23 protein-coding genes are annotated in these 21,964 nt (G+C 68.4%); 18 read left to right on the top strand and 5 right to left on the bottom strand.

Annotated features, from left to right (window positions below; all coding sequences use genetic code 11):
* Position 1 precedes the first annotated feature (1 nt).
* Positions 2–1,153, bottom strand: coding sequence for a 2-aminoethylphosphonate--pyruvate transaminase (locus tag DFR50_RS02500; RefSeq protein WP_113887609.1), 1,152 nt, complete (start codon positions 1,151–1,153; stop codon positions 2–4).
* A gap of 244 nt (positions 1,154–1,397) precedes the next feature.
* On the opposite strand from DFR50_RS02500, the gene DFR50_RS02505 reads away from it, so the two are divergent.
* Positions 1,398–2,804 carry an MFS transporter gene (locus tag DFR50_RS02505; protein ID WP_113887610.1) on the top strand — a complete coding sequence of 469 codons (1,407 nt, stop codon included), beginning with the start codon at positions 1,398–1,400 and terminating at the stop codon, positions 2,802–2,804.
* 132 nt (positions 2,805–2,936) lie between these two features.
* Positions 2,937–4,532 (top strand): alpha-amylase family glycosyl hydrolase, encoded by a 1,596-nt coding sequence (locus DFR50_RS02510; RefSeq protein WP_113887611.1) that lies wholly within the window; start codon positions 2,937–2,939, stop codon positions 4,530–4,532.
* Between the two features lie 70 nt (positions 4,533–4,602).
* On the opposite strand, the gene DFR50_RS02515 is transcribed toward DFR50_RS02510, so the two are convergent.
* The gene (locus tag DFR50_RS02515; RefSeq protein WP_113887612.1) at positions 4,603–4,782 is read right to left on the bottom strand and encodes a hypothetical protein; all 180 of its coding nucleotides are present in this window, start codon (positions 4,780–4,782) and stop codon (positions 4,603–4,605) included.
* Between the two features lie 333 nt (positions 4,783–5,115).
* On the opposite strand from DFR50_RS02515, the gene DFR50_RS02520 reads away from it, so the two are divergent.
* Positions 5,116–5,670, top strand: a complete 555-nt coding sequence (locus tag DFR50_RS02520) for a ferritin-like domain-containing protein (protein ID WP_113887613.1) — start codon at positions 5,116–5,118, stop codon at positions 5,668–5,670.
* 58 nt (positions 5,671–5,728) lie between these two features.
* Here the strand turns inward: DFR50_RS02520 and ligD are convergent, their stop codons facing one another.
* Positions 5,729–6,745, bottom strand: a complete 1,017-nt coding sequence (ligD, locus tag DFR50_RS02525) for a non-homologous end-joining DNA ligase (RefSeq protein ID WP_113887614.1) — start codon at positions 6,743–6,745, stop codon at positions 5,729–5,731.
* A gap of 134 nt (positions 6,746–6,879) precedes the next feature.
* Here ligD and DFR50_RS02530 point away from each other — a divergent pair, with 134 nt between their 5' ends.
* Positions 6,880–7,548, top strand: coding sequence for an SOS response-associated peptidase (locus DFR50_RS02530; protein ID WP_113887615.1), 669 nt, complete (start codon positions 6,880–6,882; stop codon positions 7,546–7,548).
* Positions 7,549–7,577: 29 nt separating this feature from the next.
* On the opposite strand, the gene DFR50_RS02535 is transcribed toward DFR50_RS02530, so the two are convergent.
* Positions 7,578–8,567 carry a LacI family DNA-binding transcriptional regulator gene (locus DFR50_RS02535; RefSeq protein ID WP_113887616.1) on the bottom strand — a complete coding sequence of 330 codons (990 nt, stop codon included), beginning with the start codon at positions 8,565–8,567 and terminating at the stop codon, positions 7,578–7,580.
* A 289-nt stretch (positions 8,568–8,856) separates the two neighbouring features.
* Between DFR50_RS02535 and DFR50_RS02540 the strand changes: the two genes are divergently transcribed.
* The 10 genes from DFR50_RS02540 (at position 8,857) to DFR50_RS02585 (ending at position 19,104) form a co-directional block, all read left to right on the top strand.
* A complete protein-coding gene (locus tag DFR50_RS02540) occupies positions 8,857–9,816 on the top strand; it encodes an ABC transporter substrate-binding protein (RefSeq protein WP_113887748.1) in 960 nt (319 codons plus the stop codon).
* Between the two features lie 84 nt (positions 9,817–9,900).
* Positions 9,901–11,412, top strand: coding sequence for a sugar ABC transporter ATP-binding protein (locus tag DFR50_RS02545; RefSeq protein ID WP_113887617.1), 1,512 nt, complete (start codon positions 9,901–9,903; stop codon positions 11,410–11,412).
* A 25-nt stretch (positions 11,413–11,437) separates the two neighbouring features.
* Positions 11,438–12,451: an ABC transporter permease gene (locus DFR50_RS02550; protein ID WP_113887618.1), complete on the top strand. Its 1,014-nt coding sequence runs from the start codon at positions 11,438–11,440 to the stop codon at positions 12,449–12,451.
* A gap of 22 nt (positions 12,452–12,473) precedes the next feature.
* Positions 12,474–13,508, top strand: coding sequence for an aldo/keto reductase (locus DFR50_RS02555; RefSeq protein ID WP_210208784.1), 1,035 nt, complete (start codon positions 12,474–12,476; stop codon positions 13,506–13,508).
* Positions 13,509–13,593: 85 nt separating this feature from the next.
* Entirely contained in the window at positions 13,594–14,364 is a 771-nt protein-coding gene (locus DFR50_RS02560; RefSeq protein ID WP_113887619.1) for an L-iditol 2-dehydrogenase, read from the top strand.
* Between the two features lie 3 nt (positions 14,365–14,367).
* Positions 14,368–15,321, top strand: a complete 954-nt coding sequence (locus tag DFR50_RS02565; protein WP_113887620.1) for a tagatose kinase — start codon at positions 14,368–14,370, stop codon at positions 15,319–15,321.
* A complete protein-coding gene (locus DFR50_RS02570) occupies positions 15,318–16,592 on the top strand; it encodes a D-tagatose-bisphosphate aldolase, class II, non-catalytic subunit (RefSeq protein ID WP_113887621.1) in 1,275 nt (424 codons plus the stop codon). Before DFR50_RS02565 ends, DFR50_RS02570 begins: the two co-directional genes overlap by 4 nt.
* An 18-nt stretch (positions 16,593–16,610) precedes the next feature.
* On the top strand, positions 16,611–17,045 hold the full coding sequence (gene fucU / locus DFR50_RS02575; protein WP_113887622.1) for an L-fucose mutarotase: 435 nt from the start codon (positions 16,611–16,613) through the stop codon (positions 17,043–17,045).
* Between the two features lie 386 nt (positions 17,046–17,431).
* Positions 17,432–17,923, top strand: a complete 492-nt coding sequence (locus DFR50_RS02580) for a DUF4142 domain-containing protein (protein ID WP_170153018.1) — start codon at positions 17,432–17,434, stop codon at positions 17,921–17,923.
* Positions 17,924–18,282: 359 nt separating this feature from the next.
* A complete protein-coding gene (locus tag DFR50_RS02585; RefSeq protein ID WP_113887624.1) occupies positions 18,283–19,104 on the top strand; it encodes a shikimate 5-dehydrogenase in 822 nt (273 codons plus the stop codon).
* An 88-nt stretch (positions 19,105–19,192) separates the two neighbouring features.
* Here DFR50_RS02585 and DFR50_RS02590 read toward each other — a convergent pair whose 3' ends face one another.
* A complete protein-coding gene (locus tag DFR50_RS02590; RefSeq protein WP_113887625.1) occupies positions 19,193–19,681 on the bottom strand; it encodes a GyrI-like domain-containing protein in 489 nt (162 codons plus the stop codon).
* A gap of 127 nt (positions 19,682–19,808) precedes the next feature.
* Between DFR50_RS02590 and DFR50_RS33515 the strand changes: the two genes are divergently transcribed.
* From DFR50_RS33515 to DFR50_RS02610, 4 genes are all read left to right on the top strand, one after another.
* Positions 19,809–20,078: a hypothetical protein gene (locus tag DFR50_RS33515; protein ID WP_113887626.1), complete on the top strand. Its 270-nt coding sequence runs from the start codon at positions 19,809–19,811 to the stop codon at positions 20,076–20,078.
* A 230-nt stretch (positions 20,079–20,308) separates the two neighbouring features.
* Positions 20,309–21,298, top strand: a complete 990-nt coding sequence (rfaD, locus tag DFR50_RS02600; RefSeq protein WP_113887627.1) for an ADP-glyceromanno-heptose 6-epimerase — start codon at positions 20,309–20,311, stop codon at positions 21,296–21,298.
* Positions 21,299–21,391: 93 nt separating this feature from the next.
* Positions 21,392–21,604: a hypothetical protein gene (locus DFR50_RS02605; RefSeq protein WP_113887628.1), complete on the top strand. Its 213-nt coding sequence runs from the start codon at positions 21,392–21,394 to the stop codon at positions 21,602–21,604.
* A complete protein-coding gene (locus DFR50_RS02610) occupies positions 21,570–21,962 on the top strand; it encodes a hypothetical protein (RefSeq protein ID WP_147262640.1) in 393 nt (130 codons plus the stop codon). The genes DFR50_RS02605 and DFR50_RS02610 overlap by 35 nt, the downstream gene beginning before the upstream one ends.
* Positions 21,963–21,964: the final 2 nt, after the last annotated feature.

Genomic DNA, 21,964 nt, shown 5'->3' on the forward strand with positions numbered 1-21,964 from the left:
TTCAGCGGGGCGTGAGGTCGACGTCCATCTCGGCCAAAGTCTCCCGCACCGCCTCCAGCGCGCCGCGCATGTGGTCGGCGTCAAGACGGCCGATGCAGCCGATGCGGAACGAATCGGCGACGGTCAGCTTGCCCGGATAGATGACGTAGCCGCGCGCCTTCAACCCGTCGTAGAAGCGCTGGAAGACGAAATTCGGGTGGTCCGGCGTGCGGAAGGTGACGATGATCGGCGCCTGCAGGGCGTCGGGCAGCAGCGTTCTGAAGCCGAGCGCGCGCATGCCCTCGATCAGGACGCGCGCGTTGCCGGCGTAGCGGCCGCCGCGGCCGGGGACGCCGCCCTCGTGGGAAAATTCCTCGAGCGCCTGATGGAAGGCGACGATGACATGGATCGGCGGGGTGAAGCGATATTGCCCGGTCTTTTCCAGCGCCCGGTGCTGGTCGTGGAGATCGAGCGTCAGCGTCGTCGCGCGTCCCTCGGTCTCGGCGAGCGCTTCGCGCCGGCAGACGACGAATCCGAGCCCTGGCACGCCTTCGAGGCACTTGTTGGCGGAGGCTGCGACGGCGTCGAACGGAGTCGTGCGCGAATCGAGCGGCAGCGCGCCGAAGGCGCTCATGGCGTCGATCAGCAGCCGTCTGCCCTGTCGCGCCACGATCGCGGCGATCGCCTCGATCGGATTGAGAATGCCGCTGGTGGTCTCGCAATGGACGGCGAAGACATGCGTGACCGCCGGCGTCGCGACCAGAATGCGCTCGACCTCGGCGAGGTCCGGCGGCGTGTCCTCCGCCGTCTCGTGCACGATCGCCGCGCGCCGGGCGATGTCGAGGATGCGCCTGGCCCGCTGGCCGTAGGCGCCGTTGACGAGCACGAGGACCACGCCGTCCCTCGGCGTGAATGTGGTCAGCATCGCTTCGACCGCGAAGGTGCCCGACCCTTGCATCGGCACGGCGACGTAACGCCCCTCGCCGTGCACGATCTCCGGAAGACGCTCCAGCGCCTGCCGGTTGAGCGCGACGAACGCCTCGTCGCGCGAACCGAGATCGTGAACCATCGCCTGCTTCACCGACTTCGAGGTCGTCAGCGGCCCCGGAGTCAACAGCAGCGGATCGCCGGTCTCTGACCGGGCGGGCTGGCGCCGCGGCTCGGCGTCGGTCATCGGAACTCCCTTCAGGCGAGGCAAATCATCCAAACTCCGGCTCTATCCGCCGGATGCGAAGGCATTGTAACGGATCGTTCCGCCGCGACCGCGCGCCTCCGCAATACCCGATCTCCGACCGCGTCGATGTGGCGGTGATCGCGGCGACCGTCGCGCCGACGCGAACAATTCGTTGATGACGGAACCATGACGACAGGTCGCTGGTTCGTTCGGACGGGGGACCTCCTTCAACCCGGATCGCGCCATGGCCGTCACCACATCCGCCGGTTCGAGCGTCCTCGACCGCATGGACGAGGCGAAGCTCAACCGCCTGCACTGGAAGATCATGTTCATCTCGGGCATGGGCTTCCTCACCGACGCCTACGACCTGTTCATCATCGGCGTCGTGATGGCGCTCCTGAAGGAGCAGTGGTCGATCACGCCGACCGAGGAAGGCCTGGTCGCGTCCACGGCGCTGATCGCGTCGGCGGTCGGCGCGGTGTTGTTCGGCCGCATCGCCGACATGCTCGGGCGCAAGCGGATCTATGGATACGAGGTCCTGGTGCTGGCGATCGGCTCGGTCGCCTCGGCGCTGTCGCCGAGCATCTGGTGGCTGATCGTGTTTCGCATCATCCTCGGCCTCGGCATCGGCGGCGATTATCCGGTGAGCTCCACCATCATGAGCGAATACGCGAGCCGCAAGACGCGCGGCATGATGGTGACGCTCGTCTTCACCATGCAGGCGGCGGGCCTCGTGCTCGGGCCGCTGCTCGCGGCCGGGCTGCTGACGACGCATCTTTCCCACGACACGATCTGGCGGCTGCTGCTCGCCTTCGGCGCGATTCCGGCGATGGCGGTGTTCCAGTTGCGCCGCCAGATGGCCGAGACGCCGCGCTACCTTCTCGCCACCGGACAGCACGAGGCGTTCGGCGAAGCCGCCGCGCACGTGCTGGGGCAGGTCGAGGGGCGGAGGCCCGAAGGCGCCGCGGCCGGGCCGGCGCCGAGGGGTCGGGAGCCGTTCTGGAGCGGCTTCGCCACCCTGACGCGCAACCCGGTGTTTCTCAGCCGGCTGGTCGGCGCCAGTCTCGCCTGGGCTTTCATGGACTTCGCCTACTACGGCAACACGGTGTCGAGCCCGATGGTGCTGGCGGCGATCAGCCCGGACAAGAGCCTGCTCAATCACACCCTGACCCAGCTCGCGATCTTCGCCGTCGCCGCCGCGCCGGGCTATCTCCTCGCCGCGGCGACGATGGACAGAATCGGCCGCAAGTCGATCCAGATCGTCGGCTTCGTCATGATGGCGATCACCTTCGGGGCGATTGCGCTCATCCCCGACGTCGAGCACCTCGTGCTGCCGTTCCTGATCATCTACGGCGTCAGCTACTTCTTCACCGAGTTCGGGCCGAACTCGACCACGTTCGTCTATCCCGCGGAGATCTTCCCCGTCCGGGCGCGCACCACCGGGCACGGCGTCGCCGCCGCCGCCGGCAAGCTCGGCGGCTTCTTCGGCGTGTTCCTGTTCCCGATCCTGATGGCGTGGGGCGGCCTGATCGCCGCGGAAGCCGCGGCCGCCGCGGTCAGCGTGTTCGGCGCGCTCGTGACGCTGACGCTGCTGCCGGAGACGAAGGGGCGCAGCCTCGAGGAGCTCAGTCCGGAGGAATCGCCGGCGTGATCCCGTCGCTTCCGCGCGGCGAGCGCCGAGCCGGCTTGGTGAACGGCGAGCGTTCCGCTAACCTCGGCCTGCCCCCCGCTTTCGAACGGCTCGGGACGCCCGGGCCCGTCCGAGCCCGAAGCCGGAGCGACCATGACAGAAATCGCCTGGTGGCGAAGCGCAGTGATCTACCAGGTCTATCCGCGGTCGTTCCAGGATTCGGACGGCGACGGCGTCGGCGATCTCGCCGGGATTGCGCAGCGGCTCGACCACCTCGTGCGCCTCGGCGTCGACGCGGTCTGGATCTCGCCGATCTTCCCCTCGCCGATGCGCGACTTCGGCTATGACGTCAGCGACTATTGCGCCATCGATCCGCTGTTCGGCACGCTCGCCGATTTCGACGCGCTGCTCGAGGCCGCGCACGCTCGCGGCCTCAGGGTCATCCTCGACTTCGTGCCGAATCACACCTCCGACCAGCATCCCTGGTTTCAGGAGAGCCGCGCCTCGAAAAGCGCGCCCAAGCGGGGCTGGTACGTCTGGCGCGACCCCAAGCCCGACGGCTCCCCGCCCAACAACTGGCAGAGCGAATTCGGCGGCCCGGCCTGGACCTTCGACGCGGCGACCGGCCAATCCTATTACCACGCGTATCTCACGGAGCAGCCCGACCTCGACTGGCGCAATCCCGAGGTCGAGGCGGCGATGACCGACGTGCTGCGCTTCTGGTTCGATCGCGGCGTCGACGGATTCCGGGTCGACGCCATCCACCACCTGCACGAGGACGAAGAGGGCCGCGACAACCCGCCCAATCCCGACTGGCGGCCGGGCATGCCGCCGAACGATCGCTGGCTGCAAACCCGCACGATCGATCAGCCGGGCGTGCACGCCTCGATCCAGGCGATGCGGCAGATCGCCGACGCCTACCCGGATCGCGTCATGATCGGCGAGGCCTATCTGCCGATCGACCGGCTGATGGCCTATTACGGCGCGGACCTGACCGGCTTCCACCTGCCTTTCAACTTCCACCTGATCTCGACCGACTGGAAGCCCGCGGCGCTCGCGGCCCTGATCGAGACCTACGAGGCGGCGCTGCCGGCGGGCGCGTGGCCGAACTGGGTGCTCGGCAACCACGACCGGTCGCGCGTCGCGAGCCGGATCGGCCCGGCGCAGGCGCGGGTCGCGGCGATGTTGCTGCTCACGCTGCGAGGCACGCCGACGATCTATCAGGGCGAGGAGATCGGCATGCTGGACACGCCGATTCCGCCGGACCTGGTGCAGGACCCGTACGAGAAAAACCTCCCGGGATTCGGTCTCGGGCGCGATCCCGTGCGCACGCCGATGCCCTGGAGCGGCGAACCGAACGGCGGCTTCACCTCGGGGCGGCCCTGGCTTCCCCTCGCCGCTGACGCCGCGACGCGCAACGTCGCCGCTGAGGCCGGCGATCCGCGATCGATGCTGTCGCTCTACCGGGCGCTGATCCGGCTCCGCCGCGCCAGCGCGGCGCTGTCGCTCGGCGACGTCAGACTGCTGGCCGCGACCGGCGCCGCGCTCGTCTACGAACGCCGGCTCGGCGGCGAGCGCGTGGTCGTCGCGCTCAACCTGACCGGGCGGGCGACGTCGCTGCCGGTCGGCGCCTCGGCTTGCGACGTGCTGCTGTCGACCCGGCTCGACGATCCCGCCCCGCCTCGCGCGGCGATCCGCCTGCGGGCGGACGAGGGGCTCGTCCTGCGCGCCCCGGCCGACCACCCTTAGCGGATGCGTCTGTCCGGCCCTTCACGAACCCCGAAGTCGACGTGACGCGCCCCATCGGTCCGCCGGGCGTTCAGGCGGCGGTCGGCGAGATCGGCGAAATCGAAACGTAGCCGGACGGATAGATCACGCGCACGCGGGCGGCGTGCAGCGGCGGCGGCGCCAGGAGCGGGAAGCCGGCGCTCTTGCCGTCGGCGCGCACTTCGCGAATGACGTTGTCCAGACGGTCGAGAAATTGCACCCGGTACTGCATCGATCGCTCCATCGCGCCAAGAGCGCTACGCCGGGGTCGGAGACCTGGCCGACCCTGTCTCGCGAACCCTGCGAGGAATGGGATACTCCGCTGAACCCGTTAAGGAAATGCGCCAAGGCGCCGCGCGCCACGGCGCCGCGGCGGTCGTCAACAATCCTGCGCCGCGGTCCCCGCGCGGACCTCCTCGCCGCCGTCGTCGCGAGGCGCCCGAAGGGCGGTGCAGGCGTTCCGACGGCCCGTCCGGGGCCCCGGGCGCAGGCGGAACAAAGACCGACAGAGCCGGTTGGTCCGGCGACCGGCGGCGCCGCCGCCGACAGCAACGGAGTTGGACGCATGACGGATCGCACCGACGCCACGGAGACCATCGCCTCGCTCTACGCGACCGGGCTCCGCAACGCCCACGCGATGGAGACCCAGGCCGAGGAATTGCTCAAGCGCCAGATCGAACGCCTCGACGCGTACCCGGATTTGCAGGCCCGGATGCAGGAGCACCTCCACGAGACCAGGACCCAGCAGGAACGCCTCGAGATCCTGCTGCGGTCGATCGACGAGACGACGTCGACCTTCAAGGACACGGCGATGGCCTTCGTCGGCAATCTCGCCGCGGCGGCGCACATGCCGGCGAGCGACGAGGTTCTCAAGAACGCCTTCGCCAGCGTCGCGTTCGAGAACTACGAGATCGCCGCCTACAAGTCGCTGATCGACCTCGCCGGGCGGGCGGGCGCGACCGAGGCCGTCGGTCCCCTGCGCCAGTCCTGCGCCGAGGAGCAGGCGATGGCGGCATGGCTCGACAGCCGGATCGAGGCGGTGACCGAACAGTTCCTGGCGCGCTCGACCGGCGCGCCGCCCCTGAACCCGGCGACGGCGGCGGGGCATAGCCCGCTCTGACGACTTCGACTTCCGGCCCCGGGACGGCCGCACGGGCGGCGGTCCCGGGCAGTGCGCGCTAGGAATCGCGCCCGACGTCTCGCGCGGGCTTGTCGGCGCGCAGCCCGACAAAGACCGTTTGGCGCAAGAGCCCATCCCCGGTCCAGGTCAGATAGGTGACCTCGGCAACGAGTTGCGGCTCGACCCAGTGCACGCGCGAGAGCACGAGCGGCGAGCCGAAACGAGTCTTGCGCGGCGGCGGCGCGCTCAGGGGCGAGATCGTGCGCGCCAGCGGCTCCAGGCGGCGGCGCAGATCGGCGAGGACTGTGTCCGGCATGCCGGCGCCGACGCGGCCGGCGTAGGCGAGCCGGCCCTCTTCGGTGAAAAAGCCGAGCAGCAGCGCGCCGAGGCAAGGTCTCGACCCTTCCGGATCGGTCCAGCCCACGATCACGAATTCCTGGCGATTGAGACACTTCGACTTGCGCCAGAGACCGCGATTGCCGGGCGCATAGGGCGCGTCGACGGTCTTGGAGACGACGCCCTCGAACCCGAGCGCGCCGGCGTGCTTGCGGATGAGCTCGCCGTCGCCGGTCTCGTGCCCGTTGAACTGAAGGCCGGCGACGTCGGCGACCAGCGGCGCCAACAGCGCCTTGCGCTCGACGAGCGGCAGGCCGGCGGTGTCCCGGCCGTCGAGGTGCAGGCAATCGAAGGCGTAATACACGAGCGACACGCCGCGCGCGCCGTCGCTCGCCGCCTGGGTCTGCGAAAAGCTCGGCAAGCCGTCGGCGCCGATCCCGCACAATTCGCCGTCGAGATAGGCGCGCTTCGCCCCGACACGGGCGAGGGCGGCCACGACGCCCGGATATTTCTCGCTCCAGTCGAGGCCGGTCCGGGTCAGCAAGCGCGCCCGGCCGCCCTCCATGCGCGCGGCCATGCGGTATCCGTCGAGCTTGATCTCGTGCAGCCACTGCGGCCCCGACGGCGCCGCGTCGACGAGCTGGCAGAGTTGAGGCGCGATCCAGTCGGGAAGCGGCGCTTCGTCCTCGCTTGCGCGCCGCATCGCCTCGGGCGCCGGACGCTTGACACTGCGCGACATGACGGGAACTCGATCGGGGGCCGGCTGCTCAACATCGGCTTTCGGACTTCGTTCCCGCAACGGGTCGGAAGACCCGTGGACAACGCCGGGCGCGCCCCTTTGCCGAAGGCCCGGGCGGGCGCAATAGTCGGCGGATGTGCAATCTCTACAGCGTCACCAAGGGCCAGTCGGCGATCCGGGATCTCTTTGCGGTCGAGCACGACCGCACGGGCAACCTTCCGCCGCTGCCGGCGATCTTCCCCGACCAGATGGCGCCGATCGTGCGCGTCGGCGCCGACGGCGGGCGCGAACTCGTCATGGCGCGCTGGGGCATGCCGGGGCCGCCGCAGTTCGGCGGCGCGCCGATCACCAACATCCGCAACGTCAAGAGCCCGCACTGGCGGCGATGGCTCGGTCAGGCGAGCCGCTGCGTCGTGCCGGCGACATCGTTCTGCGAATACGCGGACACCAAGCCGCGCAAGACGCCGAAGTGGTTCGCGCTCGACGAGCAGCGGCCGCTGTTCGCCTTCGCCGGGATCTGGACGCCCTGGCGCGGCGCGCGCGGGCCCAAGAGCGCGCCGGTCGAGGGCGAGCACGAGCTGTTCGGGTTCCTGACCACCGACGCCAACGCGGTCGTCGCGCCGATCCACCCGAAGGCCATGCCGGTGATCCTGACGACGCCGGAGGAGATCCGCCTCTGGCTGATGGCCGACCCGGCGAAGGCGCTCGCACTGCAGCGGCCCTTGCCGGACGCGGCGCTGCGGATCGTGGCGAGCGGCGAGAAGGAGGACGGCGGACTCGTCGCCGGGCCAGCCGCCGGCTGAGCGGGCGCGACGGGCGGGCCTCGCCCTAATTAGGCCGAAGCGCGCATGATCAGCCTGGCCTCGATCAGCCGGGTCGAGCTGAGGTTTGCGCCGTCGGCCACGCCCTGCATCAGGGATTCGAGGCTGATCGTCGCCAGGCGCTCCACGTCCTGCGCGACCGTCGTCAACGACGGACAGGCGTACTGGCTCAGCGGATGGTCGTCGTGCCCCGCGACCCGCAGGCCCGCGGCCCTGCCGAGCCGCACGCCCGCCTGGCACGCCGCGGCCATGACGCCGAAGGCGATCCGATCGTTGGCGCACAGGATCGTCTCGCCGATGGGCTCGCCGGTCTCGAACAGGCGATGCGCCTCGTCGAAGGCGATCCGCTCGAAATCCCAGTCGTGCGTCGGAACGGAAATGATTTTCGGCTCGGCGCCGCGCTCCAGCATCGCCGCCTCGTAGGCCTCGCGCCGTTCGCGCGCGTTCTGGTTGACGTCCGGCATGTCGAAGTAGCTCGGAGGCGGTCCCGACCGGAGCAGGTAGTCGACCATCAGGCCAATGCTTTGCCGGTTGTCGGTGCCGACGAACGTCCCTTCCGCATCCGACCGCGCGTCGAGGAAAACGACCGGCATGTCGCCGACCATCTGCCGGTAGAGACTTTCGCGCGAGGAATGGCCGAGCGGAATCGCGATCACCCCGGCGAGCTTCAGCGACATCAGGGTCGCCACCGACACCGCCTCGAGGTCCGGGTCGCCCTGGCTGTTCTGAACGATCGTCCAATAGCCCGCCGACAGCGCCTGCCGCTCGATCCGCTGCACGAGACTGGCATAGAACGGATCGGTCAGCGACGGCACCACGATCCCGAGCGTCTTCGGATTGCGGCGATTGAAGTTCAGGGCGAACAGATTGGGCCGGTAGCCGAAGCGCTCCATCGCGTCTTCGATCTTGACCCGCGACGCCTGGCGCACGCTCTGCGGATCGTTGAAATAGCGCGACAGCGTCGGCCGCGAAATGCCGCTCGCCGCAGAGAAATCTTCCATCGTTCGGACGCGGGGTGGATCCGGGCCGTTCATTCTCGTCCCACACCTTTACGTTCGTAAAAAAATTCTGAAACGTAGGATTGACATTTTTGATCCCCTGTTACAATAGATATTTGCGCATGAAGAAGTCCGAACAGCGGATGGGCGCATGAACGCGGTCAACCGGCGCCTTGGGGTCGTCGTGGAAGAACCAAATTTCAGCCGCCGCATGGAAGGGCTGAACAGGGACGGCGAGGAAACGGGATCGCGGCAAAAGACAGCGCCGCTGGCGCTCCAAAGGAGAACAACCATGAAGACGTCACTGATCGCCGCCGCGTTGCTCTCGGCGGCCGCACTGAGCCTGCCGGCTCACGCCGCAGACAAGCCGACGATTCCGGTCATCGTCAAGGATACGACATCTCCATATTGGCAAATCGTGTTCGCCGGCGCCCGTCAGGCCGCCAAGGACCTCAACGTCAACGTGCCGGAGCTCGGCGCCCAGTCGGAATCCGACATCAACGGCCAGATCACCGTGCTCGAGAACGCGGTCGCCGGCAAGCCGGCCGCCGTCGTCATCGCCCCGACCCAGTTCAAGGCGCTCGGCGCGCCGATCGACGAAGCCGCCAAGAGCGTGCCGATCATCGGCATCGACTCGTCGGCCGATTCGAAAGCCTTCACCTCGTTCCTGACCACCGACAACGAGAAGGGCGGCCGCATCGCCGCCGACGGCATGGCGGAGGCGATCAAGGCCAAGTACGGCAAGGCCGAGGGCAAGGTCGCGCTGATCACCCACCTGCCCGGCGTCGGCTCGCTGGAAGCGCGCAACAAGGGCTACAAGGAAGAGCTCGCCGAGAAGTATCCGGGCCTTCAGCTCGTCGCCGACAAGGTCTCGGACGGCAACGCCACCACCGGCCTCAACATCATGACCGACCTCATCACCGCCATTCCCGACCTGCGCGGCGTGTTCGCCGACAATCTCATCCAGTGCGAGGGCGCGAGCCAGGCGATCGCGGAGAACAAGAAGGGAGACGCCATCAAGCTCGTCTGCTTCGACGCCGACGACAAGCTGGTCGGCTATCTCAAGGACGGCACGATCGCCGGCCTGCTGCTGCAGGACCCCTATCGCATGGGCTACGACGGGGTGAAGAGCGGGCTCGCCGCCTCCAAGGGCGAGAAGCTGCCGGCCAACGTCGACACCGGCGCCAACCTCGTCACCAAGGCGAACATGGACAACGACAAGGAGCACAAGCTCCTCTTTCCGCCGAAGTGATCTGACGGCGGGCGCGCCGGCCGGCGACGGCCGGCGCGCCAGTCCGCCCCGAAGCCCCACCCGATCGAAGTCCGGACGCCAGACATGACATCCCCCGAGGCCGTCGCCGGCTCCCCGCGGCCGCCCATCCTGGTCCTCGACAAGCTCGACAAGCGCTTCAGCGGCACGCACGCACTGAAGTCCGTCGACCTGGCCTTCGAGGAAGGCGAGATCCACGCCATCGTCGGCGAGAACGGCGCCGGCAAGTCGACCCTGATCAAGGTCCTGACCGCCGTCCATCCCCGCACCTCGGGCGACATCGCCTGGCAGGGCAAGTCGGTGCCGCTCGCGAGCCCGCACGAATCGATCCGCCTCGGCATCAACGCCGTCCACCAGGAGGTGGTGCTCTGCCCGCACCTGACGGTCGCGGCCAACATCTTCCTGGGCGACGAGGAGATGCGCGCGGGCCTGCTCGACAAGCGGCGCATGACGCGCGACGCGCAGAAGCTTCTCGACGAACTCGGCTTCACCCTGCCCGCGGGCGCCGTGCTCTCCTCCCTCACCATCGGCCAGCAGCAACTGGTGGCGACCGCGCGCGCCGAGCGGCGCGGCGCGAAATTTCTGATCTTCGACGAGCCGACCGCCTATCTCACCCGGCAGGAGGCCGCCGCCCTCTTCAAGCTGATCCGCCGCCTCAAGCAGCGCGGCGTCACCATCGTCTACATCAGCCATCGCCTCGAGGAGGTGTTCGAGCTGTGCGACCGGGTGTCGGTGCTGCGCGACGGCGCGTTGGTGGGGACCCGCAAGGTCGCCGAGACGAACGAAGCCGACCTGATCGCGCTGATGATCAACCGCAAGATCGAGCAGATCTACATCAAGGACACGGTTCCGATCGGCGCCACGATCCTGACCACCGAGGCCCTCACCGGCCCCGGTTTCCGCGACGTTTCCGTCACGGTTCGAGAGGGCGAGATCGTCGGTCTCTACGGCCTCGTCGGCGCCGGTCGCAGCGAGTTCGTCCAGAGCGTGTTCGGCCGCCGGCCCGCGACCGGCGGACGCATCGTGTGGCGCGGCGAGCCGGTCTCGATCCGCAGCGAGCGGCGGGCGATGGACCTCGGCATCGCGCTGTCGCCGGAGAGCCGGCGCGACCAGGGGCTCTGCCTCAACCTCGGCGTCGGCCTCAACATCAACCTGCCGATCTTCAAGCGCCTGAGCATCGGCCCGCTGATCAATCTCACGCGCGAAGCGGTCTCGGCCGACAAGCAGATCCGCGACGTGCAGATCAAGACGGCCTCGCGCGCCGCTCCGGTCTCGAGCCTCTCGGGCGGAAACCAGCAGAAGGTCGTGATCGGCAAGTGGCTCAATCACGGCGCCAAGCTCTTCATCTTCGACGAGCCGACGGTCGGCGTCGACGTCGGCACCAAGGCGGAGATCTACCGGCTGCTCGGATCGCTGCTGAGACAGGGCGCGGGCATCATCATGATTTCGTCCTATCTGCCGGAGGTCTACGAACTCGCCGACACCCTGCACGTCTTCCGGGCGGGCCGGCTGGTGGCGACCCACGGCCACAAGGACGCGACCCACGAAACCATCCTGACCGAAGCGATCGGCGTTTAAGCCGCGGGGGGCATCGAGAAAAGCCATGACAGACCAGACCACCACCGCCTCGGAAGGCCAGCGCGGGCGCCGGCTGGACCTGCTGCTCGGGCTGACCCTGCTCGGCCTCCTGCTCGTGATGTGGCTCGCGCTCTCGCTCGAGACGACGACCTTCTGGACGTCGAACAACATGTCGAACCTGTTGCGCCAGGGCGCGATGATCGCGATCCTGGCGATCGGCGAGACCTTCGCCATCATCACCGGCGGCATCGACCTTTCGGTCGGGGCGGTCGCCGGCTTCGTCTCGATGGCGGTGGCGTGGCTCCTGACCCACGATCTCGGCGTCGCCTCGACCATCGCCGGCGCGATCACGATCTCGCTCGCCATCGGCGTCGTCATCGGCCTGTTCCACGCCTTCGGCGTGGTGCAGATGGGCCTGCCCCCCTTCATCATGACGCTTGCCACGATGTACGCGCTGCGCGGCATCGGCCTCCTGATCACCAACGGCGCGACGATCTCGATCACCAACACCGCCTTCACCGGCTTCTCGCGCGCGAGCTTCCTCGGATTCCCATGGACGGACGGGACGTGGTTCCAGATCCCGATGCTGTTCTGGATGGTGATCGTGGTGGCGATCCCCGCCTACATCCTGCTCGACCAGAGCCGCTGGGGCCGCTATTTGTTCGCGATCGGCTCGAACAAGGAGGCCGCCCGCCTCTCCGGCGTCAACGTCGCCGCGATCACCTATCTCGCCTACGTCGTCTCGTCGTTCTGCGCCGCCTTCGTCGGCATCCTGCTGGCCATGCGGATCGGCATCGGCAACCCGACCCAGGCCGAAGGCTGGGAGCTTCAGGCGATCGCTTCGTCGGTGATCGGCGGCACGAGCCTGTTCGGCGCGGTCGGCTCGGTGCACGGGCCGCTGATCGGCTCGTTCATCCTGACGACGATCAACAACGGCGCGAACCTCTTGAATCTGAACCCGTTCTGGCAGCGGATCATCACCGGCTTCCTGATCATCATCGTCGTCTATTTCGACACCTTGCGCACGCGGAAGCGCTGAGCGCCAGAGCCGGAGGCCCGACATGAGCGTCGTCACAGAGACAGGACAGAGCCCGATCGATCCGGCGTCGATCCCGCAAAGACGGCTCTACACCGGCGCGACCATGCCCGCGATCGGGCTCGGAACCTTCGGCTCCGACTCCGTCTCGGCCGCCGACGTCGCCGCGGCGGTCCGGGGGGCGGTCGAGATCGGCTACCGGCATGTCGACTGCGCCTCGGTCTACGGCAACGAGGCCGCCGTCGGCGCATCGCTGGAGGCGATCATGCGCGGCGGCGTCGCGCGCGAGGAGCTCTGGATCACCTCCAAAGTGTGGAACGACAGGCACGCGCCGGACGCCGTGATCGCGTCCTGCCGGGCCTCGCTCGCCGACCTGCGCCTCGACTATCTCGATCTCTACCTCGTCCACTGGCCGTTCCCGAACTTCCACCCGCCGGGCTGCGACGTGAGCGCGCGCAGCCCGGACGCCAAGCCCTACATCCACGCCGAGTACATGAAGACCTGGCGTGCGATGGAGGCGCTGGTCGACCAGGGGCTCGTCCGTCACATCGGCGCCTCCAACATGACCGTGCCCAAGCTCGCGCTGCTGCTGCGGGACGCGCGGATCAAGCCGGCGGCGAACGAGATGGAGCTTCACCCCCACTTCCAGCAGCCGGCGCTGTTCGACTTCGTCGTCGCCAACGGGATCGCGCCGATCGGCTATTGCCCGCTCGGTTCGCCCGGGCGCCCGGAGCGCGACCGCACGCCCGAGGACACCTCGCCGCTCGAGGATCCGGTCATCCTCGCCATCGCCGAGGCGCACGGCGTCCATCCGGCGGCGGTGTGCGTCAAATGGGCGGTCCAGCGCGGCCAGACGCCGATCCCGTTCTCGGTCAACCCGCGCAACTACGCCGCCAACCTGCGCGCCGCCGCCGAAGACCCGCTGAGCGACGACGAGATGCGCGCAATCGCCGGCGTCGACCGCAATTGCCGGCTAATCAAGGGGCAGGTGTTCCTGTGGAAGGACGGCCAGAGCTGGGAAGACCTCTGGGACCCCGACGGAACGATCACGCCGCCCTGACCGGACGAACGGCGGCGCGGGCGTCGCAACGGCGCGGGCCGAGGCGGCCGCGTGGACGGATCCATAGCGTATCGAGGAGATAACAATGAAGATCACCGACAAAGTCGCCATCATCACCGGCGCAGCGCGCGGCATCGGCCGGGCGATCGCGGATCGCTACGTCGCGGAAGGCGCCAAGGTGGTCATCGCCGACATCAACGAGGACGGCGCGAAGGCGGCCGCGGCCGCGCTCGGGCCCAACGCCCTCGGCCTCGAGTTCGACATCACCCGGCAGGAGTCGATCGACGCCACCATCGCCGCGACGGTGGCGCATTTCGGCCGCCTGGACATCCTCGTCAACAACGCCGGGCTGTTCGACCTCGCGCCGATCGTCGAGATCACCCGCGAAAGCTACCGCCGCGTCTACGCGGTCAATGTCGAGGGCCTCTTGTTCATGCTGCAGGCGGCGGCGAAACAGATGATCGCGCAGGGCCACGGCGGCAAGATCATCAACTTCGCCTCGCAGGCCGGGCGGCGCGGCGAAGCGCTGGTCGCCATCTACTGCTCGTCAAAGGCCGCGGTGATCAGCCTGACCCAGAGCGCCGGGCTCGACCTGATCAAGCATGGCATCAACGTCAACGCCATCGCGCCGGGCGTGGTCGACAACGAGCACTGGGCGCACGTCGACGCGATGTTCGCCAAATACGAGAATCTGCCGCTCGGCGAGAAGAAGCGGGTGGTCGGCAAGTCGGTGCCGTTCGGCCGCATGGCCCGGCCGGACGAGATCGGCGGCCTCGCCACCTTCCTCGCCAGCGAGGACGCCGACTACATCGTCGCCCAGACCTACAACATCGACGGCGGCAACTGGATGAGCTGAGTCATGAAGTCGGTCCTCACCATCGGCGAGATCCTGGTCGAGATCATGGCCACCGATCGCGGCGACGGCTTCCTCGAGCCGGTGCCGCTGATCGGCCCCTTCCCGTCCGGCGCGCCGGCGATCTTCATCGACCAGGCCGCCCGCTTCGGCCAGCCGGCCGCCATGATCGGCTGTGTCGGCGACGACGACTTCGGCCGCGTCAACCTGAACCGGCTGCGCCGGGACGGGGTGGACGTGAGCGGAATCCGCATCGACCCGGAGGCGGTCACCGGCAGCGCCTTCGTGCGCTATCGGCCCGACGGTTCGCGCGCCTTCGTCTACAACATCAAGCAGAGCGCCTCGGGCCGGATCGAACTGGACGCCGCGGCGCGCGCGGCGCTCGCCCGCAGCGACCATCTCCACGTGATGGGGACGGCGCTGTTTTCGCCCGCCATCGTCGCCGCCGTGCTCGAGGCCGCGGAGGCGATCAAGGCGCGCGGCGGCACCATTTCCTTCGATCCCAACCTGCGCCCGGAAATGCTGCGTCTGCCGGGCCTCAGCGAGGCTTGCGACGCGCTGTTCCGCCGCTGCGACCTCTATCTGCCGAGCGGCGAGGAGCTGACGCTTTTCACCGTCGCCGGAACGGAGGAGGGGGCCGTCGCGGAAATCCTGCGCGGCGGCGTGCGGGCGGTCGTGCACAAGAAGGGCGCCGAAGGGGCGGTCTACCACGACGCCGCGACCCGGCTCGTCCAACCCGCGTTCGCGGTCGAGGAAGTCGATCCGACCGGCGCTGGCGACTGTTTCGGCGCGACCTTCGTCAGTTGCTGGCTGCGTGACAGGCCGCCGGCCGAATGCCTCGCCTACGCGGCGGCGGCAGGCGCCCTCGCGGTCACCCGCCAGGGGCCGATGGAGGGCGCCGCGACCCGGGCGGAACTCGACGCCTTCCTCGCGGCGCGCTCCGGGAGGCCGGCGCAATGAGCCGCGCCCTGCCCTCCCTGGTCGGCGAGCGTCTGACCGACGGCGCCCTCGGCGTAACCTCGGTCTGCACCGCCCATCCCATGGTCATCGAGGCGGCGCTGCTGCAGGGCGCGCGCGACGGCCGCAGGGTCTTGATCGAAGCGACCTGCAATCAGGTGAACCAGGACGGCGGCTACACCGGCATGACGCCGGCCGACTTCCGCGCCTTCGTCGAGGCGATCGCGGCGCGGACCGGCTTCGACCCGGCGCGCGTCATTCTCGGCGGCGACCACCTCGGCCCCAGCCCGTGGAAGCATCTGCCGGCCGAAGACGCGATGCGCCGCGCCCGGACGATGATCGAGGCCTACGCGCGCGCCGGCTTCGCCAAACTGCACCTCGACGCCAGCATGGGCTGCGCCGGCGAGAGCGCCGCCTTGCCCGACGAGGTCGTGGCCGAGCGCGCCGCCGCGCTGGCGGAGGTCGCCGAGGCGGCCAGGCCCGAGGGCCAGGAGCCCGTCTACGTGATCGGGACCGAGGTGCCGACGCCGGGCGGGGCGCAGCACGCGCTCGACTCGCTTTCGGTCACCCGGCCCGAGGCGGCCTTGCGGACGGTGGACGTGCATCGCCAGGCCTTCAGGGCCAAGGGCCTCGACGCGGCCTTCGCCCGCGCGATCGGCGTCGTCGTCCAGCCGGGCGTCGAGTTCGGCAATGCCGAGGTGGTCGCCTACCGGCCCGACGAGGCGCGGGAGCTGGTCGCATCGCTCGCCCTCATGCCGGGCTTCGTGTTCGAGGCGCATTCCACCGACTATCAACCGGCTGCGGCGCTCGGCGCCCTGGTGCGCGACGGATTCGCCATTCTCAAGGTCGGCCCCTGGCTCACCTTCGCCTTGCGCGAGGCGCTCTACGGGCTCGACGCGATCGCCGCGGCGCTCGATCCGGCGCGGGCGGCGGACGGCCTGCCGGCGACCATGGAGGCGCTGATGCTCGAGGCCCCCGAGAACTGGCGCGCGCACTACCAGGGCAGCGCGGAGGACTTGCGCTTTCAGCGCCACTTCAGCTTCAGCGACCGGATCCGATACTACTGGGCCCAGCCGAAGGCGCAGGCCGCGGTCGAGCGGCTGTTTGCCAGCCTCGGCGACCGCGTCATCCCGGAGCCGCTCGTCGGCCAGTATCTCGGCGCCCTGCAGCCGGCGGTCGCGGACGGCGCGCTCGCGGCGCGGCCGCGGGACCTCGTCATCGCCGCGGTCCAGCGCGTGCTGAGCGTGTACGACCGGGCCTGCCGCGCCGGCTGAACTTTGGAGGAACGAACAATGCTGCGCGGACTCTCTCCCCTTCTGTCGCCGGATCTTCTGGCGGTGCTGAGCCGCATGGGGCACGGCGACGAACTGGTGCTGGCGGACGCCCATTTTCCCGGCGATACGTGCAACGCGCGGGTGCTGCGCGCCGACGGCGTGCGGATCGCGCCGCTGCTCGACGGAATTCTGCCGCTGTGGACGCTCGATCCCTATGTCGCGCACCCGGTGGTGATGATGGCGCCGGTCGAGGGCGACACGCTCGACCAGTCGGTCGTCGACGGCTACCGTGCGGTCATCGCGGCCCACCACCCCGAGACGCCTCCGACCGCCTTCATCCCGCGCTTCGAGTTCTACGACCGGGCCAGGAAAGCCTTCGCGGTGGTCGTCACCGGCGAAACCGCGAAATACGGCAACATCATCATCAAGAAGGGCGTGATCCCGCTCGCCTGACCGGTTTCGGGCGCCGACACGAATATCCGGTAACGGGGTCGATTTCGGGGCGTCTTTGCAGCCGCGGTCGCTGACCTGCGGCGTGCGCATATTCAGCGCCGCGGCCGGGGTTTGCCTTCCCCAGCTGGCTGGGGAAGGTGGCCGAAGGCCGGATGGGGTGCGGAAAGCAGGACGCCGCCGTTGAAGGTTATGCGTCGGCGGTCATGCAATGCGGCCGGCGCCGGAGGACCACGGCGAGCATCGTGTTGTCCAGGGGTCCGCCACCGGCGGCGCCGTCCGCGGAATCGCGTCCTGTAGCGACGGCGCTCCGCCCGGCAGTTACGCATGGAACAGAACCGACGAGAAAGGGGTTTGACGGCGATCCGAGCGAACCAAAGGAGCCTCGCATGTCGCGCACCCTCTTGATGCTGTCGGCTGTCGCCTTCGCCTCGACCCTGAGCGCTTCGGCGCTGGCGAAAACGGAGAAGGAATTCGTCGCCGACGCCATCGCCGGCGACTCCGCCGAGATCGCGCTCGGGCAACTCGCCCAGGTGAAGAGCGGCAGCGGCGAGGTGAGGGCGTTCGCCCAGGTTCTGATCGACGACCATACGAGGAACAAGCGCCAGGCGGCGACGGTCGCGGCTAAATTCCGCATCGAGCCGCCTGACGAGCTCCCGCCGGAAGCCCGGGAGGAGATGAGCAAGCTGGAAGGATTGAGCGGCGCGGACTTCGACAAGGAATTCGTCCGCTACATGGTGGCCGACCACGAAAAGGACATCGCCGAATTCCGGCAGGAATCCGCCGACGGCGCCGGCGCCGTCCAGCAACTCGCCGCGCAATCCCTTCCGACTTTGGAAAAACACCTCGAGATCGCGAAAAGTCTCGAGGCCGGCAAGTAGGCTTCAAGGGCCGCGCCGGCGTCTGGCGCCCGGCCTGCGTTCGGCGCTCTCGGCCGGGCGCGGCGAGGGCGCGGACCAACCTGGGCCTGCCGGGGGCGCCGCCAGCGTCCCGGCCGGCTTTCGGCGGGTTCGATCCGGCCGGTGCGGGCGACATCGGCGGCGGACGCCCCTGGTCCGTCGCCAGGCGCGCGAGCCGATTCGCAACGCCTCGCCCTCGGTCGCGGTCTCCGCTTCGCCCGAAGACCTCTCCTCAGCGGACCACGACGCCTGCGGGTCCGCTATGGTCGCGCGCGGGCTGGATGACGCGGCTTTCCGCATGTAGGCTCACGGTTTCCGCGCTCCCCGCGAACGAGGCGCCCGTGCGCACCGACATCGACCGCAACACCGTGCTGTGCATGTCGCTGTCGGGGCGGCCCGGCGACACCGGCACGCGCTTCCACAATTTTCTCTACCGCGAACTCGGCCTCAACGCCGTCTACAAGGCCTTCTCGACCCGGGACCTCGCCGCCGCCATCGGCGGCGTCCGGGCGCTCGGGATTCGCGGCTGCGGGATTTCCATGCCGTTCAAGGAAGCCGTGATCCCGCTGGTCGACGAATTGACCCCGTCAGCCGCCGCGACCCGGTCGGTCAACACCATCGTCAACGACGACGGCGTCTTGCGCGCCCACAATACCGACTATCGGGCCGTGCGCCTCCTGCTCGACTTGCGCCTGGTTCCTCGCGACGCGCCCTATGCGCTGCTCGGAAGCGGCGGCATGGCCAAGACGGTTGCGACCGCGCTGCGCGACGCGGGCTTCCGCGACGGGACGATCGTGGCGCGCAACGAAGCCGCCGGCAGGGCTGTGGCCGCGACCGCCGGCGCCGACTGGCGCGCGAGCCTCGGCGGTCTCCGGCCGCGCCTCGTCGTCAACGTCACGCCGATCGGCATGGCGGGCGGCCAGGAGGCCGACGCCCTCGCCTTCCCGCGCGATGTCGTCGAGGCGGCGTCGACGGTGTTCGACGTCGTCGCGCGGCCGGTCGAGACGCCGCTCGTCCGCCTCGCGCGGTCGCTCGGCAAAGCGGTGATCGACGGCGGCGAGGTCATGACGCTGCAGGCGGTCGAGCAATTCGTGTTGTACACCGGGATTCGTCCGGGAGACGACCTGATCGCGCGGGCGCAGGCTTTCGCCCGCGCCGGCTAGCCCCGATTATGCGCCTCGGGTTGGCGGGAGTAGCTCAAGCGGCTGATTTTGCGTAGACTCTGGTTATCGAAGCCGATTCGTCGCGTTGTCAGTCCGCGAGCTTGAAGTTCAGCTGAACACGCCATCGCGTTTTGCGTTTCTCCTGCCGTTCGTCGCTCAGATACGCTTCGTAGCGGCAGGTGAAGGCGTCGCCGGCGGCCGTCGCTTGCTGGTCGAAGGCAATGCCCGAGCTTCTTGCCCAATCGATGAGATGGGCGTTGGCGCGATAGGCATGATCGACATAGGTCAGCGTCGCATAGCGTCCGGCCGGCAACTCGCCGCGACGGAGCCGGCTGTCGCGTGGATCGCCGTCGGCGATCGCGCCGACTTCGAGATCCATGTCGCCCGTCATGTCGACGACGTGAAGGCGCATGAACAACGGTCCAGAGTCGACCTGATGATGGTCAAGCCAGGATCGGATTTCCCGCATCAGTCCGTCTCGAACCGCCAGCATGCCGCGAAACGGAGTGACGACCCGGATTCCAACGGTTACGGCGCGCAGCCGATGCACGATATGCGGCGGTTCGATCAACTCCATGGGCTAGCCCTGATTATACGCCCTCGGGTTGCGGGAGTAGCTTAAGCGGCTGATTTTGCGTGGAATCTGGTTATCGAAGCCGATTCATCGCGTTTTCAGACGCGTTGCCCCCGCCATGAGCGATCCTATGCTGCCGCTGCCCGGATTGTCATCGGCTTCCGGCAAATCGGTCGTGGTCAAAGTTGACGGCGGCTTCCTGTCGTCGGACGGCGGCGTTTTGGCGTTGCGTGCGATCGAAACGCGGCTTCGGGTCGCGGATAGGCTGGCCGCGCGCCCATGCATAATGCCGGCTAGGTCGGCGCGTTCGGCGCTCATGATCGCCGGCGTCGCCTCGGCGCCGATTCGGGGGCCGGGGATGCGGCGCGGTCTGCATCTCTGCTTTGCCCCGGAGGCATGACCGCCGACTTCGATGGCGCCGCTCCCCGGGGGTTTCAAGCGCGCAACCGGCAACACCCCGACAAAAAAGCGGGAACATTCCGGCACGGAAGCAGAGGAAGCTTGCGTCGGCGTGGAAGTTCGAATTTATGCTCACACGCGTAAAAGCGCGCGCGCTGGTTGGTGCACCGCGCGACAGGGGTTGCCGACATCCCGCTCGAAAGGGGCGTCACGGCATGTGAGGATGACCTGATGTATATTATCACCGGCGGCGCCGGATTCATTGGCTCCAACATCGCTGCCGCGCTTGAAGCGGCCAACGTCGACGTCGTCATCTGCGACCGTTTCGGTTCCGGATCAGCCAAGTGGCGCAACATCGCGAAGCGCCAATTGTACGATATCATAACGCCGAACGCGCTGGCGGAGTTTCTCGCCCATCCTTCCCGACCGGTGGAGGGCGTGGTGCACATGGGCGGGGTCTCGACCACCACCGAGACCGACGTCGATGCGGTCATCAAGAGCAACCTCCGGCTTTCGATCGACCTCTGGAGGCATTGCGCGGAGAAGGACATTCCGTTCGTCTACGCTTCGTCCGCCGCCACTTACGGGGATGGCCGATGCGGCTTCGAGGATCGGTCCGACGCGGACTATCTGTCGCGGCTGAGGCCGATGAGCCCGTACGCCTGGAGCAAGCACCTGTTCGACCGCTGGGTGTCGCGGGCGGTCGAGACCGGCGCCGCCGCTCCGCAACGCTGGGCCGGCCTCAAGTTCTTCAATGTCTACGGGCCCAACGAGTACCACAAGGGCGGCCAGCGCTCGGTCGCGGTCCAGTTGCACGCCCAGATCCGCCAGTCCGGCCGCGCCCGGCTGTTTCGCTCGGAAAGCCCCGACTATGCCGACGGCGGCCAGTTGCGCGACTTCGTGTGGATCGGCGACTGCGTCGACGCAACCATGTGGGCGCTGCTCGATCCGTCCAGGCCGTCCGGCCTCTACAACATCGGCTCGGGCGCGGCGCGCTCGTTCCTCGATGTCGCGACCATCCTGTTCGAGGCGATGGGGGTGGAGCCGCACGTCGAATACATCGATCTGCCGCCGAACCTGCAGGACAAGTATCAGTATTACACCTGCGCAACGATGGATAAACTGCGCGGCGCCGGCTTCGACAAACCGTCGACCGTCCTCGAAGAGGGCCTGGGCAAATACGTACGCGACTATCTCGAAACGGACGACCCGTTTCGCTGAATTCAGAGCGGCGGCGTCCCTCCGCGGCGCTTGCAAGCCCCTTACGTTCGGCGGCGCGATTCCCGATCGAACGCTTATGCGCGAGCGTTCAAGGTGGACCCGACGACCACCCTGGAGTTCGCTCGCATGCGCGCCGCCCGGCAAATCGACTTTCGGATCTCAACGTCCCGCCGCGCCGAATTTGCCGCCGAGAACGAGCACGCCCCGCCAGCGCCGACAGAATTGTTGGCGCGCCTCGGCCTTTTGCTTGCGATTGCGCTCGGCTTCGGCCTTGTCGCTCAAATCATCGTCGGCGTTCCCGCCTGAGACGGATTGCGACGATCTCGAAAGCTCGCCTCCTCCCGACGGCGATCGCCGCCGCACGCCCGAGAGGCGGCGGCAGGCCGTTTTCCGCACAGTGGACCTGCTTATGATCCGGCAACAAAATGTCCAACCGGCGACCACCCCCGCCGCGTGTTTGTTCATCGGACAAGACAGCTACGGGCATTGGGTTGTCCGCGACGCACTGAATATGTGTGGCGGGCTGTTCGTCACCCAGACCGAGGCGATCCGCTTCGCCATGGTCGAATGCCAGCGTCGGCCGCAATCGGTAATCATGGCGCCATACCGCCTCGAGCTCGACGACGCCGCGCCCGGCCTCTCTCCGGAAACGAAGTGCGCGTAAGC

The sequence above is a fragment of the Roseiarcus fermentans genome, assembly GCF_003315135.1.
Classification (GTDB): Bacteria; Pseudomonadota; Alphaproteobacteria; order Rhizobiales; family Beijerinckiaceae; genus Roseiarcus; species Roseiarcus fermentans.